Annotated in this window: 10 protein-coding genes; 6 read left to right on the top strand and 4 right to left on the bottom strand. The window is 61.2% G+C overall.

Features of this window, described 5'->3' with window-relative positions:
- The first annotated feature begins 53 nt into the window (after nt 1-53).
- The 3 genes from B0G82_RS16155 (at nt 54) to B0G82_RS16165 (ending at nt 4,323) form a co-directional block, all read left to right on the top strand.
- Nucleotides 54-1,376 carry an MFS transporter gene (locus tag B0G82_RS16155; protein WP_121307932.1) on the top strand — a complete coding sequence of 441 codons (1,323 nt, stop codon included), beginning with the start codon at nt 54-56 and terminating at the stop codon, nt 1,374-1,376.
- Nucleotides 1,377-2,594 carry a mandelate racemase/muconate lactonizing enzyme family protein gene (locus B0G82_RS16160; RefSeq protein WP_116141351.1) on the top strand — a complete coding sequence of 406 codons (1,218 nt, stop codon included), beginning with the start codon at nt 1,377-1,379 and terminating at the stop codon, nt 2,592-2,594. It abuts the gene before it with no gap.
- Nucleotides 2,595-2,664: 70 nt separating this feature from the next.
- A complete protein-coding gene (locus tag B0G82_RS16165) occupies nt 2,665-4,323 on the top strand; it encodes a GMC family oxidoreductase N-terminal domain-containing protein (protein ID WP_121307933.1) in 1,659 nt (552 codons plus the stop codon).
- A gap of 16 nt (nt 4,324-4,339) precedes the next feature.
- On the opposite strand, the gene B0G82_RS16170 is transcribed toward B0G82_RS16165, so the two are convergent.
- The 4 genes from B0G82_RS16170 to B0G82_RS16185 form a co-directional block, all read right to left on the bottom strand.
- A complete protein-coding gene (locus B0G82_RS16170; protein ID WP_116148456.1) occupies nt 4,340-5,275 on the bottom strand; it encodes a LysR substrate-binding domain-containing protein in 936 nt (311 codons plus the stop codon).
- A 116-nt stretch (nt 5,276-5,391) separates the two neighbouring features.
- Nucleotides 5,392-6,870 (bottom strand): phenylacetaldehyde dehydrogenase StyD, encoded by a 1,479-nt coding sequence (styD, locus tag B0G82_RS16175; RefSeq protein WP_121307934.1) that lies wholly within the window; start codon nt 6,868-6,870, stop codon nt 5,392-5,394.
- Between the two features lie 37 nt (nt 6,871-6,907).
- Nucleotides 6,908-7,897: a hypothetical protein gene (locus tag B0G82_RS16180; RefSeq protein ID WP_147439489.1), complete on the bottom strand. Its 990-nt coding sequence runs from the start codon at nt 7,895-7,897 to the stop codon at nt 6,908-6,910.
- A gap of 7 nt (nt 7,898-7,904) precedes the next feature.
- Nucleotides 7,905-9,890: a primary-amine oxidase gene (locus tag B0G82_RS16185; RefSeq protein WP_121307936.1), complete on the bottom strand. Its 1,986-nt coding sequence runs from the start codon at nt 9,888-9,890 to the stop codon at nt 7,905-7,907.
- Nucleotides 9,891-10,085: 195 nt separating this feature from the next.
- Here B0G82_RS16185 and B0G82_RS16190 point away from each other — a divergent pair, with 195 nt between their 5' ends.
- From B0G82_RS16190 to B0G82_RS16200, 3 genes are all read left to right on the top strand, one after another.
- Nucleotides 10,086-11,090 carry an AraC family transcriptional regulator gene (locus tag B0G82_RS16190; RefSeq protein WP_121307937.1) on the top strand — a complete coding sequence of 335 codons (1,005 nt, stop codon included), beginning with the start codon at nt 10,086-10,088 and terminating at the stop codon, nt 11,088-11,090.
- A gap of 274 nt (nt 11,091-11,364) precedes the next feature.
- The gene (locus tag B0G82_RS16195) at nt 11,365-12,816 is read left to right on the top strand and encodes an APC family permease (RefSeq protein ID WP_199730096.1); all 1,452 of its coding nucleotides are present in this window, start codon (nt 11,365-11,367) and stop codon (nt 12,814-12,816) included.
- A gap of 77 nt (nt 12,817-12,893) precedes the next feature.
- Nucleotides 12,894-14,108 (top strand): porin, encoded by a 1,215-nt coding sequence (locus B0G82_RS16200; protein WP_121307939.1) that lies wholly within the window; start codon nt 12,894-12,896, stop codon nt 14,106-14,108.

The following is a 14,108-nucleotide window of genomic DNA, read 5'->3' on the forward strand; positions in this document are numbered from 1 at the left end:
TTGGAGACCGGGCGGCCCGATGGGCCGGCGCTGTGTCTCTGAGGAGCGCTCACGTGTCATCCCAACCTGTTCGAACCGATGCTTCGCTCGCCCTGCGCGACGAAGAGGCCGCCCTGCAAAACAGCAAAACGCAGCGTTATATCCAGCTCATCCTGCTGGTGATCGCCGCCGGCGCGATCTATCCGATTCTGTATCTGCGGCAGGTGTATCAGCCGACGATGCTCGAAGTGTTCCACATCACCGACAGCCAGCTCGGCTATTTGTATTCGTCGCTGGGCACGATCTTTCTGTTGAGTTATCTGCCGAGCGGCTGGCTCGCGGACCGTATCGCGCCGCGTTTGCTGATCTGTTTTTCTCTGATCGCCACCGGCGTGCTCGGGCTGTGGTATTCGACCGCGCCTTCTTTCCCGATGCTGATGATGATCTTCGGCGGCTGGGGTTTGTCGACCGGTTTGACGTTCTGGGCCGCCGTCATCAAACGCGTGACGATGATTGCCGGCGCGCATGAGCAGGGCCGTTTCTTCGGCTTGCTCGACGGCGGACGCGGCCTGATCGAAGCCATGCTCGCGACCATCGCGATCACGCTGTTCGCATGGATCACGCAGACCAGGGGCGAACCGGTCGCGGCCGGATTCAAGCTGGTGGTGTACATGTACGCGTTTCTTTGCATTGCGCTTGGCGTCGTGCTCGCACTCGTCAAGGATTCGCAGGGCAAAGCAGATGCCGCCGCCAATCGCGCCGCGCGTCAACGCAACAACGTTCTGGTCGATCTGAAGACGCTCGCAAAGATTCCCGAACTGTGGCTGGTCGCGGCGATCGTGTTCTGCGGTTACCAGGTGTTCTGGGCAACCTACAGTTTCTCCGCCTATCTGCATGAAGGCGAAATCGGCCTCACGGTTGTGATGGCGGGCACGATCACCACGCTCAAGCTGTGGATGCGGCCGATCGGCGGCATCGGCGGCGGCTTTCTCGGCGATCGCTATTCGAAGGTGTCGGTGCTCGTGATCGCGCTCTTTCTCGCCGCGCTGTCGCTGTTGGGCCTGATGGCGGCGCCGCGTATTTCGAGCCACGTGTTGCTGGTGTTCCTCGTGCTGTTCATCGGCATTCTGACTTACGCGATTCGCGGCCTGTACTGGTCGCTGCTGGATCGCTGCAATATTCCGGTTGCCACGATGGGTCTCGCGATCGGCCTGATCTCCGTGCTCGGTTATTCGCCGGACGTGTTCCTGCCGCTCATCAACGGCTATCTGACGCAGACGTTCCCTGGCGTCTTCGGCTACCAGCTCTACTTCGGCTATGTAGCCGCCATGGCGGCGCTCGGCGGCTTTGCCGGGCTCGCGCTGAGAAGCATGCTCAATAGAAAAGAGGTTGCGTAAATGAAAGTCGTCTCGCTCGAAACGCATATCGTCGCCGTACCGCCGCCGCATGTGGGCGGCATGTACTGGATCTTCGTCAAGCTCAAGACCGATTGCGGGATTGAAGGTGTCGGCGAAATCTATTCGGCGACCTTCCATCCGAAAGCGATGACCCACATCATCGACGATGTATTCGGCCGCTATCTGCTTGACAAGGACCCGCATCATATCGAGCGGCTCTGGCGCGAAGCGTATTCGAGCGGTTTCACACAACGCCCCGATCTGACCATGATGGGCGTGGTGAGCGGCCTCGAAATGGCGTGCTGGGACATTATCGGCAAGGCGGCTAACAAGCCGGTGTATGAGTTGCTGGGCGGCATGGTGAATCAGCGCCTGCGTTCGTACACGTATCTGTATCCGAAGAACAGCCGCGGCGAATACGACTACGACGATCCCGATCTGGCCGCCGAATGCGCGCTCGAAAACGTCAAGCGCGGCTTCACGGCGGTGAAGTTCGATCCGGCCGGACCGTACACGGCGTACTCGGGCCATCAACTGTCGATGGAAGTGCTGGACCGTTGCGAAACCTTCTGCCGGCGCGTGCGCGAAGCAGTCGGCAGCAAGGCGGATCTGCTGTTCGGCACGCATGGGCAGATGGTGCCGTCGTCGGCGATCCGGCTTGCGAAACGCCTCGAAAAGTACGACCCGCTGTGGTTCGAAGAGCCGGTTCCACCGGGGCAGGAAGGCGCGATGGCGCAGGTCGCGCGGCACACCAGCATTCCGATTGCCGCGGGTGAACGCCTCACCACCAAGTACGAATTCTTCAAGCTGCTGGAAGCGGGCGCCGCGTCGATTCTGCAACTGAACGTGGCGCGTGTCGGCGGCTTGCTCGAAGCGAAGAAAGTCGCGACGCTGGCCGAGGTGTACTACGCGCAGATCGCGCCGCATCTGTACAACGGGCCGATCGGCGCGGCGGCCAGCATTCAGCTCGCGACGTGCACGCCGAACTTCCTGATTCAGGAAAGTATCGGTACGTGGGACGGTTTTCATGCGGCCGTGTTGAAGAAGCCGATTCAATGGGAAGACGGCTACATTATTCCGTCGCAGGAACCGGGCCTGGGCGTCGAGCTGAATATGGAAGTCGTCAGGCAGCACACGCCGTACACCGGGGAGCGTTTGCATCTGCAAATGGCGGCGCAACCGGCCGATGTGAAGGATCTCGCGCCGGCCAAGGGTTGAGTGCGCCTTGCATCTGACGGGTTTCACCACTACGTTTCAATGGATTGAGCGCCGTCTGGCGATATAGAGCATGAACTACGATTACATTATCGTCGGCGCGGGTTCGGCGGGCTGCATTCTCGCCAATCGTCTGTCGGCGTCGGGTCAATATTCGGTGCTGCTGCTCGAAGCGGGCGGCAAGGATAGCTCGTTCTGGTTCAAGATTCCGGTGGGTTTCACCAAGACGTACTACAACGAAACCTACAACTGGATGTACTACAGCGAGCCGGAAAAAGAACTCGACAACCGGCCGATCTATTGTCCGCGCGGCAAGGTGCAGGGTGGTTCCGGCTCGATCAACGCCATGATCTACGTGCGCGGCCAGCCGCACGATTTCGACGACTGGGCCGCCGCCGGCAACCCGGGCTGGGCGTTCCGCGACGTGCTGCCGTACTTCCGCAAGCTCGAATCGCATCCGCTGGGCAACACGGACTATCATGGCGCCGATGGCCCGATCCGTATTTCGCCGATGAAAGACGCGGTGCATCCGATCTGCCACGTGTTCCTCAAAGGCTGCGATCAAGCCGGCTATCAGCGCAGCGACGACTTCAATGGCGCGCAATTCGAAGGCGCCGGCATTTACGACGTGAATACGCGCAACGGGCAGCGCTCGTCGAGCAGCTTCGAGTATCTGCACCCGGTGCTGTCGCGCAAGAATCTCACGGTCGAACGAGACGTGCTGGCAAGCCGCGTTCTATTCGACGGCAACCAACGCGCGATCGGCGTGAGCGTCACGCAGAATGGCACCACACGTCAATTCATGGCGACGCGCGAAGTGATTCTGTCGGCGGGCGCGGTCGATTCGCCGAAGCTGCTGCAACTCTCCGGCGTGGGCGACAGCGCATTGCTGGCGAAGCATCGCATTGCGATGGTGAAAGAACTGCCTGCGGTGGGCCAGAATCTGCAGGACCATTTGTGCGTGAGCTTCTACTATCGCGCGAACATAAAAACGCTGAACGACGAAATGCGGCCGCTGCTCGGCAAGCTCAAGCTCGGTCTGCAATATCTGCTGACGCGCAAGGGACCGCTCGCGATGAGCGTGAACCAGTCGGGCGGCTTCTTCAAGGGCAACGATCGGCAAGCGCAGCCGAATCTGCAGTTGTACTTCAATCCGCTGTCCTACCGCATCCCGAAGAGCAACAAGGCGAGTCTCGAACCTGAACCGTACTCGGGCTTTCTGCTGGCGTTCAATCCGTGCCGGCCGACCAGTCGCGGTTCGATCGAGATCGCGTCGAATCGCGCCGAAGACGCCGCGAAGATTCGCATCAACGCGCTGACCACGGAGAAGGACATCGACGAAGTGATCCAGGGTTGCGAACTGGTGCGCAAGGTGATGGCGTCGCCGGCGTTGAAGGCGATCACGGTCGAGGAAATCTCGCCGGGGCCGCAGGTGAATACGCGTGAGGGCTTTCTGCAGTACTTCCGTGAGCAATCGGGCTCGATCTATCACCTGTGCGGTTCGTGCGCGATGGGCGACGATCCGCGCAGCTCGGTGGTGGATGCGCGGTTGCGGGTGCACGGTATCGCCGGTTTGCGCGTGGTCGATGCGTCGATCTTTCCAAACATCACGTCGGGCAATATCAATGCGCCGACCATGATGGTGGCGGAGAAGGGCGCCGACATGATTCTCGAGGACGCCGCGAGCGAAGTTGCGTATCGGCCTGTGGCGGCGGAGATGGCTGCGGCTTGATGCGGTAGCGCAGGTGTTAACCGGCGTCGCTCAAAGGCGCCGATTCGGACGCATCGAGCGCCCGTCCGCTCAACCAGATTTCCTGCTGCAGCCAGTCGCGAAACAGCACAACGTGCGGCAGTTCGTCCTGTTCGGCGCGCGTGACGAACCAGTACGATTGATGCCCGTTCACGTGCACGTTCAACACCTGCACGAGTTGGCCCTCGGCCAGTTCGCGCGCGATCATGTGACGATCGGCGATGGTCACGCCGAGCCCGTCGATTGCCGCGCGAATCGCGTGATCGAGCAGATCGAATTCATAACCGCCGCGCGTATCCACGTTTTCAATGCCCGCCGCCTTCAGCCAATGCTGCCAGGTGAGGTAGCGCTGATCGGCGCTCGCGAGCACATGCAACAGCGTGAACTGATTCAGATCGATTGCCGCGCCGCCCGCCTGGCGCGCGAGCAAGGCGGGCGAGCACACCGCGATATGGCGCTCGCTCATCAACAGACGGTTTTCGACACCTTCCCATTCGCCATTGCCGAAACGGATCGCGCAATCGAGCACGCCGGATTCCGCGAGGTCGTCGTCGACGCGCGTCGACAGACTCAGTTCGAGTTGCGGATGCGCGTCACGCAGGCGGCCGAGGCGCGGCATGAGCCAGCGGCTGGTGAAGGTGGGCGGCGCATTGATGCGCAGGCGATTGCGATGGGTCTTTTCCTGCAGGCCGCGTACCGTGAGTTCGATACGATCGAACGACTGCTGCAGCGCTTGCAGAAGAACGCGGCCGGCAGCCGACAGTTCCAGATGGTGATGGTGACGCTGCAGCAGCGTCTCGCCCAATTGCGCCTCGAGTTGCCGGACCTGGCGGCTGACCGCGCTTTGCGTGACGTTGAGCAGTTCCGCGGCGCGGGTGAAACTGCCCGTGCGGCCGGCGACTTCGAAGGCTTTTAGCGCGTTCAGCGCGGGCATTTTGCGTTTCAAGATGTTCGACCGGGAGGTAAGGCGCGGCGGCGCAATGTCCCGGTATTTTACTGGTTTGCCTGCGCGGCGCGGCGCCCGTGATGCGCCGTGCAGGCGTTGCAGCGTCAATAAGCAATACAGACCGACTTGCTCTCCGTATAGGAATCGATGATCGATTTGCCGTGTTCGCGGCCGATGCCCGACGCCTTGAATCCGCCGAACGGCATGGCCGGATCGACCATATTGTGCGTGTTGACCCACACCGTTCCGGCCTCGATGCCGTCCACGAGTCGCAGAGCCTTGTCGAGCTGATTGGTCCAGACGCTCGCGCCGAGACCGTACTCGGAGGCGTTCGCCTGAGCCAGCACTTCATCCAGGTCGTCATACGGCATGGCGACCAGCACCGGGCCGAACACCTCTTCCCTGACGACGGAAAGCGGCTTGCAGGCGCGATTGGCGATCACGGTCGGACGCACGAAGTAGCCCTCGCGCTCCACGCGCGCATCACGCGACACGATCTCGCCGCCTTCGTCCTTGCCTTGCGCGATCATGCCGGCCACTTTGTCGCGATGCCGCGCGGAGACCATCGGGCCCATTTGTGTCGCCGCGTCGAAACCGGATCCGAGCGTGATGCCGTCGGCGACGGCGGCAATGCCTTGCACGACTTCGTCGTAAATGGAGCGCGCGACATACAGGCGCGAGCCCGCCGTGCAAACCTGGCCGTGATTGAAGAAGATCGCGCCGGCCGCGCCTTCGATCGCCTTGCGCGGATCGCAGTCGTCGAGCACGATCACCGGGCTCTTGCCGCCCAGTTCGAGCGACGCGCGCTTCAGATCGTCCGCGCACTGACGGCCGATGATGCGCCCGACCTCGGTCGATCCGGTGAATGTGACCTTGTTCACCAGCGGGTGCCGCACGAGCGCCGCGCCTGCTGTTTCGCCGCGGCCGGTCACCACGTTGAACACGCCGGCAGGGAAGCCCGCTTCGTGCGCGAGTTCGGCGAGACGGATGGCCGTCAGCGGAGTTTCTTCAGCGGGTTTCAGCACGACGGTGCAGCCGCAGGCCAGCGCCGGGGCAATTTTCCATACCGCCATCAGCAGCGGAAAATTCCACGGGACGATCGCGGCCACCACGCCCGCCGGCACGCGTCTGGTGGAGGCGTTGTAGCGTGTGCCCGGCGGGAACGGAATCGACAGATCGAACGTGCTGCCTTCGATCTTGGTCGCCCAGCCTGCCATATAGCGCAGCCATTGGACGCTGCCCGCCACTTCCAGCATCTTCGAGAAACCGATCACCTTGCCCTGATTCAGCGTTTCCAGCGTCGCGAGTTCGTCGCTATGCCGCTCGACGAGGTCGGCGAGTTTCAGCAGCAGGCCCTCGCGGGCGGCCGGCGGCATTCTGCGCCACGCATCGGATTCGAAAGCCGCCTTCGAGGTTCTGACGGCGTGATCGATATCGGCTTCCGACGCGTCGGGAATCTGCGCGATTTCTTCCGCGGTGGCCGGGTTGAAGACCGGAAAGGTTTGGCCCGCGGCGCTGCCGGTTTGTTCGCCGTTGATGAACATGGTGCGCGGCAATGTGGCCGCCAGCTTGTGTTCGGTCATGGTGGTTTGTCTCCGTTGGGGTTGAGTGGCCGTGGCGCTAACCGGAAGGGTTTGTCTGACGGCGGAATGGGTTGAGGCGCGGGCGGACGTGCCGCTTGGCGCGCCAACGCGTTGCTAACGACGTGGCGCAGATCACGTTTGCCGTCGCGCTCAATGCGTACAGCAAGACGAATCCTTCGCCGAAAAAGTAGGACGTGGTCGACAACGCAGCGCCCAGCAGCATGCCGATGTGATGTGCGACGCCCGGGCAACTCGCGCTCAATACGCTGGTCGCGTCGGTCGAGACGCCGCGCAAGTTGGCGAGCGCGGGAATCGTCACGCAGTCGAGAATCAGAAAGACCGTGGCCGCAAGTGGGGCGAGTGCGGGATTGTCGTTCGTCGCGAGCGTGCCGAGCAGCGTGGCGCGAGCGATGTACAACGCCACCAACAGGCGATTGCCGCGCAAGCGGTCGGCGATCAACGCCAGCACGCAGACGGCCGCAAGCGAAAGCGAGATTCGCCAGAATGGTTGTGCGCCGCTGACACCGCAGACGGCAAAAAGCTGGAAGCGTGCGAGGCTGCCGCTCGATAGTCCCGCGAGCAAGGCGAGAAGAGCCGTCGCGCTTGAAGGAGTCGCCCCCCTGAGCGAATCGGAATCTTGCTGAGTGCCGCGCTCCACGTTATGACGCCTTTCGGCGTTAGCGCGCAGCCGATTGAGCAACATGACGATGCCTGTCGCGATCATCAGCACAGCAATCGCAGTGCCGTGCGCCGAATCACTCAAATACGCCGGCACACTATTCATTGCGCTGACCGTCACGATAAGCGTCGCGGCGCTCGCCAGCAGCGTGGTTCGGCCCGATGAGCGCGACATCAGCAGTGGGACGCTCATCATGGCTGTCAGCATCAGCGCGCTCATCCATAGCTCGGTGGCATGCCGGCCGAGGCCGGCCTGCATCAACAGCGCAGCGCCGCCGCCCGCGAGGCACACGCAGGCCGTACTTGCGCACAACGTGCTCGCGCGAGCGGCGTGACGTGCGCGAAGCATGCCCGGATCAGTGCTTGCAGCAGCCATGATCCGTGGACTTGCCGTCTTCGACGCTGTTCAGATCACGCTCGGCCGGCAAGTCCATCGTCGGATTGGCCGAGAAGAAGTTGTTCGGCTTGAGCATGAAGCCGGCGTATTCCACCGGCATCACCGGGAAGTCCTCGGGCTTGCATACATGCGTGTGGCCGAAGCTATGCCACAGCACGACATCTTCATTCTCGATGGTGCGGTTCGCCTCGATATAACGCGGCAGGCCGTCGCCGCCCGAATGCTGATTCGGATAATCGCCACTCGCATAGCGCTGCGCCGGATCGAACGGCGTGACCCACACGTGGCGCGTGGCAAAACCGCCGCGCTGACGCACCTTCGAACGTTCGTCGGCCAGCATCAGCGGCGAGTCGTTCACGACCAGCTTATAGCCCGGATTCGCGCCGACGGCATTCTTCACATTCGGGTTGCTGACCTTCCAGTAGCGACCGGTGCTGCCGTTCGCGTTGCGGGCGGCCTCGCTTTCGGTCTTCAACACGCGCCTGGTCGTATCGAACACATTGCCGTACGGATTGTTCTCGCCCATTGGACGCGGCACGAATTCGTGTTCGGTCACCGTGTTGCGCTCGCCGTCCACCATCATGTGCATGCGGGCGTTGAAGAAGTGCTGATGCGTGGGCCCGCCGAGATTCTCCGTGATCATGCCGCCCCACGGGTAGGTGTCGCCATCGGCCACGGCCGACGTTTGCACAATGCCGGTCAATTTGCATTCGAGCTGAATCGTGCCGTCCTGGTACAGATACCAGTAGAAGCCGTAGTCGTAGTTGCCGACCGTGGCGAAGAAGGAAATCACGAGACGTCGCGAGCGGCGCATTTCGAATACGCCGGTGCGGAATTCATAGTGCTTCCACAGCGTGCCGTAGTCTTCTTCGTGCATGCAGACGGCGTTCTTCATCACGAACGCGTTGCCGAAATCGTCCGCGGACGGAATGTCGAAATAGCGGATCGTGCCGAGGCAATCGCAACCGAGTTCGAGCTGGTTCGCCAGTTTGCCCAGACCGTATTCACCCGCGTCGAACGCGCTTTTCCAGTAGTGGTTGGTGGTCGGGTCGGAGTAGGGCACGCACATTTCCGTGACGCTCGCACGGTAGATGATCGGCCGCGTGCTCTTGCCGTCGTCCCACGACAGTTGGTGCAGCACCAGCCCTTCGCGCGGCGTGAAGCCGACGCGGAAGTTCCAGTTCTGCCAGTTCACATGCCAGCCGTCGATCGTGAAGCTCGGGCCGTCGGGCTGATTGATCGACAACGGTTTGAGCGTGCTGCGCGGTTCGCCGAGACTCGGTGTGTCGTAATTGTGTTTGGCACGCGGAATCGGAATGATGCGGCCGTCGTCGACCAGTTCGATCACTTTCTTTTCCAGCAGATCGACCACGGCCATCACGCCTTCAATTGGATGCGCGTAGCCGTTATCGGTCAGTGTCTCGCGGTAATAGCTCACGCAACGCACGAGACGCCGGCCGTTTTCGTTCTCGCGATCGAAGCATCCTGCCGAGAAAGGATCGACCTGGACGCGTTCCAGATCCTTTTCGCTGAGGCCGCGCTTCATCACGGCCACGCGCCATGCTTCATCGCTTTTGACGATCTGTTCCGCGTTCATGAAGTCGTCGATCATGATGGGCGACTGGCCGTACGGCGCCTTGCCGAACGGCATCACACGGCGCGCGGCGATTTTCTTTTCTCTCAGGTCCACCTCGAATTCGATCGTCGCGCCATTCGACCGATCGATCGCGAGTACGAAGGCCGTGCGCGAAAAATAGTTGCCGGTTTTGAATGCCACCACTTCGGCTTTCGGCGGCTCGCGCAGTTCGACCATGGGAAAACGTGCGTGCGAGTCGAGTTTCTCGGCGGCTTTCACGAGATCGCACGCGAGCTGCATTTCTGCGCCGCTCAGCGGATCGAGCGGATGAACGGGGACGTGAGCGGCTTTCGTGGCATTCGTGTTCATAAGATTCCCGTAAGGAGTTGCTGGACCGGACAGCGTGCTCGCGAGGCGAATGAGGCGCGGCGAACGCTGAGTCGATGGCAAATCGTAGGAACCCAATAATATTTTCGCGCTTGCGCATTGCGCCAAATGAACGATAAAGTGCGCCAGGAGAATGGCTCGAGCAATCGTCAGCGAAGACTGGAGAGGACGCTCAGCATGAAGAAAGTCACGCTCAACGGCAGTTTCCCGATGGTCCGCGCCGCGGTCATGGGACCGGTTGTGCGCGCGCTCGATGCATCGGGCGCGCAATGCGACACGCTGCTGGAGGAGTTCGGCATGAGCCGCAAGCTTCTGTCGAATCCGTATGAAATCCTGCCGCTCACGCGCTACGTAGCGGCGTTCGAACGTGCCGCGGAGGTCCTTGGCGAGTCCGCGCTCGGACTGCGTTTAGGCAGTGAATTGCAAGTGACGGAACTCGGGCCAGCAGGTCTGGTGTTTCTCTCATCGCCCACTTTGAACGCCGCCATGCGCAAGTTCGTGCTCGCGCTCGCGTCGTGGCAAAACACCACGACCTGCGAATTGCTGCGCGACGACGAATGGCCGATCTGGACCTACCAGATTGCCAGTCCGCAAATCTGGCCGCGCCGCCAGGATGCGGAATACAGCCTCTCGACCATGTGCCATATGGTGCGCCTCGTGCGCGGCGCGGCGTGGAATCCGGTTGAAGTGCATTTCGAACATGCCGCGCCCGCCGATCTCAAACCGTATGCGCGCATCTTCCGTGTGCCGGTGCGCTTTCAGCAGCCTTTCAATGGCTTGATTCTGCGGCCGCAGGATCTCGACGCTTCGCTCAAAAGTGCCGACACGCAAATGGCGCGCATGATGGAGCGCCACGCTACCGATCTGATCGCACGGGATGCGATGCCGCACAGCATTGCCGAGCAGGTTCGCGATCTGGTGACGCGGCGGCTCGCGCACGAAAAGCTGATCGTCGCCGATATTGCGAAGGATCTCGGTCTCTCGCATCGCTCGTTGCAGCGGCACCTCGCGCAAGAGGGCACTTCCGTGCGGCAGATCGTGCGAGAGGAACGGCAACGCAGCGTCGAAGGCCTGCTCGAACGGGAAGAACTCACGAATGCCGCGATCGCACGCGCTGTCGGTTATGCGGACGCCACGGTCTTATGGCGCGCCACGCGTAGCTGGAAGAAAAACAGCGCGTGACGTGGCCGTATTTTCTTTCAACCTGAAAGTAATGCGCGAGAATAGTTCAGGTTCCTAAATATCCGCCGAAATATTCGCCGAAAACGACCGTATTCGGGCTTCCCCGCATTGGCGCAAATTATCGAAAATTTGGCGCGGTTGGCGAAGTCGCTTTATTTTTTAGCTACCTACCATGCGCTCACACCGAAGTATCGGAGATCGGTCAAGCGAGCGTCTGGATCAGCAGTGCAGGGTTCAGGCGAGTCCCAGACTAGCCAACACAACAGAGGCAGCGATGAGTGAACCCTATTCTCCGACCCGAGCGGTCGACGCGGAGAACCCCGTGGAACTGAAAGGCAATACGCTGGGCTTATGGCAGATCGTGTTCCTGGTGATTTCGGCGGCCGCGCCGCTGACCGGCATGCTCGGCGCGGTGCCGCCCGCGATCAGTCTGGGCAACGGCGCGGGCATTCCGGGCGCGTTCGTGATTGCCGGCGCCGTGCTGCTGATTTTCAGCGTGGGCTTTGCGTCGATGAGCCGGCACGTGGTGCGCGCCGGTGCGTTCTACGCGTACATCACCGCCGGCCTCGGGCGGCCGTTGGGTATGGCCGGCGCGCTCGTCGCGCTGATGTCGTACACGTTCATCCAGATCGCGCTATACGGACTGTTTGGTTTCTTCTGCACGGTGATCCTCTCGCCGCTCTTGCCCACCGCGTTGCCCTGGTACGGGTATTCGCTGATCTGCGTGGCCGTGGTGCAATTCACTGGCATTCGCGGTATCGACCTGAATAGCCGCCTGCTCGGCGTGTTGATGTGCCTCGAACTGGGCATTCTGCTGGTGCTCGCCATCGCGATCGTCGTGCATGGCGGCGGACCCAACGGGCTCACGCTTGCACCGTTCACGCCGCAGCATGTGTTCAGCGGCCACCTCGGCATTGCGGTGATGTTCGCCTTCGCGTCGTTCATCGGCTTCGAAGCGACCGCGATATACGGCAAGGAATGTCGCGATCCCAAGGTGACCGTGCCGCGCGCCACGTATGTGTCCGTGATGCTGATTCTCGTGTTCTTCGCTTTCGTGACGTGGACGATTGTTTGCGCGTACGGCCTCGCCGATGTGGTCACGGTGGCGACCAGACAGCCTGGCGATTTCTGGTTCATCCAGTCCGGCAAATATCTGGGCAATGCAGTGACGACGGTCATGAGCTTCCTGCTGCTCAGCAGTATTTTCGCGAGCCTGTTGTCGTTTCATAACACGCTGGTGCGTTATATCCATGCGCTGAGTCTCGAAGGCATCCTGCCGCAAGTCCTCAACCGTGTGCATGAAAAATATCGTTCGCCGTATGTAGCGAGCTATCTGCAGACGGTCTCTGTCTGCGTGCTGCTCGGCCTCTTTATCGCGGCAGGCAGCGACGTGTTCAACATCGTGTTCAGTTGGAGTTCGGCGCTCGGCACGATCGGCATTGTGATGTTGCAGGCGGTGACGAGTTTTTCGGTGATCGCGTTCTTCCGCAAAACGCGCAAGGACACGCGCGTATGGCACGCGTTCGTTGCACCGCTGGTGGGTGGCTTTGGCCTGTTGTATATCGGTGTGATTCTGGTGCGCAATCTCGACGCGCTCAGCGGCTCAGATAGTCCGATCGTCAAATCGTTTCCGTGGATCGTGTTCACGGTGGCGCTGGTCGGCGTGCTGATCGGTCTCATTCTGCGCAAGAAGCGCCCGGATATCTACGCACGCTTCGGCCAGTAAAAGCAAACCGCGCGCACCGCGCGAATCGCGCCAACCCGGCGCGACAACCACCTACCTCACTTCTCGACAAGACAATCATGGCAGACACTTTCGTCAAGCGCTCGGCGCTTGCGCTGGCCGCGTTCGGCCTTTCGATGGGCGCACACGCGCAATCTTCGGTGACGCTTTACGGCACGGTCGACGCCGGCCTCATCTACACGAGCAATCAGCAGACGACGCTCGCCAACGGCAGCACCAACGGACACGCGAACTATCAACTCGGCGGCGGCAATCTGGTGCCGTCGCGTTGGGGCTTGATGGGCACGGAAGATATCGGCGCGGGCACCACGGTCAACTTTGCGTTGGAGAACAGTTTTCTGATCGGCAGCGGCGCGCTACTGCAATCGAATACGCTGTTCAATCGCAATGCGTGGGTCGGTGTGAACAACGCGACGTATGGCGCGCTGACCTTCGGCCGTCAATACGATCCGTTCTCGGATTACATGGGTGCGTATGCATCGAGTAATAACTGGGCGACGCTGTACGGCTCGCATTTCGGCGACGTCGATAACCTGAACGAGGCGTTCAACTTCAACAATTCGATCAAGTACATCAGTCCGAGCTTCGGCGGATTCACGCTGGGGGGATTGTTCAGCCTCGGCGGCGTAGCGGGGAATTTTTCGCAGAACAAGGGCTGGGCGCTGGCGGCGAATTACGCGCAGGGGCCGCTGTCGCTGAGCGCGGGGTATCTGGAGTTGAATCAGCCGTTGCAGGCGGCGCTGGGTGGCACGAGTGGCTATATCGGCGACTTCAGTTGTGCGAACGCGGACGCGTCGTATTGTCTGTTGCAGGATGCGAGCAAGGTGCGGATTTTCGGGGCAGGGGGCTCATATTCGTTCGGCAAGGCGAACGTGGCGGTGACCTATACGCATACGCGGCTGTCGCAGAGCCAGTACTTTGCGAGCGCGGCGCGACCGGCCGGCGCCGATGTTTCATTCGATATCGCCGAGTTGAACACCACCTATGCGCTTGCGCCGGATTTGCAGCTTGGGCTCGCCTATATCTTCAACGACGTCAAACCGAGTGGCAGTGGCTCGACCCGTGTGCATCAGATCAACCTCGGCGCGGTGTATAGCTTGTCCAAACGGACTGCTGTTTATGCCGTGGCCATTGGGCAGAAATCTTCCGGTGCCGGATTAGGGGTTGATCCGGTGACCGGGGCGAGCGAGAACCTGGCGCAGATTCCGAACGTGGTGAATTCGGATACGGACCGGCAGGTTTCGGTGGTGTTGGGCTTGCGGCATAACTTTTGA

The organism is Paraburkholderia sp. BL17N1, assembly GCF_003634175.1.
GTDB lineage: Bacteria > Pseudomonadota > Gammaproteobacteria > Burkholderiales > Burkholderiaceae > Paraburkholderia.

Coding starts and splice junctions, on each gene's coding strand:
- styD (WP_121307934.1), bottom strand. CDS start 6,870: ATGACCGAACACAAGCTGGCGGCCACATTGCCGCGCACCATGTTCATC.
- B0G82_RS16170 (WP_116148456.1), bottom strand. CDS start 5,275: ATGCCCGCGCTGAACGCGCTAAAAGCCTTCGAAGTCGCCGGCCGCACG.
- B0G82_RS16165 (WP_121307933.1), top strand. CDS start 2,665: ATGAACTACGATTACATTATCGTCGGCGCGGGTTCGGCGGGCTGCATT.
- B0G82_RS16180 (WP_147439489.1), bottom strand. CDS start 7,897: ATGCTTCGCGCACGTCACGCCGCTCGCGCGAGCACGTTGTGCGCAAGT.
- B0G82_RS16195 (WP_199730096.1), top strand. CDS start 11,365: ATGAGTGAACCCTATTCTCCGACCCGAGCGGTCGACGCGGAGAACCCC.
- B0G82_RS16190 (WP_121307937.1), top strand. CDS start 10,086: ATGAAGAAAGTCACGCTCAACGGCAGTTTCCCGATGGTCCGCGCCGCG.
- B0G82_RS16160 (WP_116141351.1), top strand. CDS start 1,377: ATGAAAGTCGTCTCGCTCGAAACGCATATCGTCGCCGTACCGCCGCCG.
- B0G82_RS16185 (WP_121307936.1), bottom strand. CDS start 9,890: ATGAACACGAATGCCACGAAAGCCGCTCACGTCCCCGTTCATCCGCTC.
- B0G82_RS16200 (WP_121307939.1), top strand. CDS start 12,894: ATGGCAGACACTTTCGTCAAGCGCTCGGCGCTTGCGCTGGCCGCGTTC.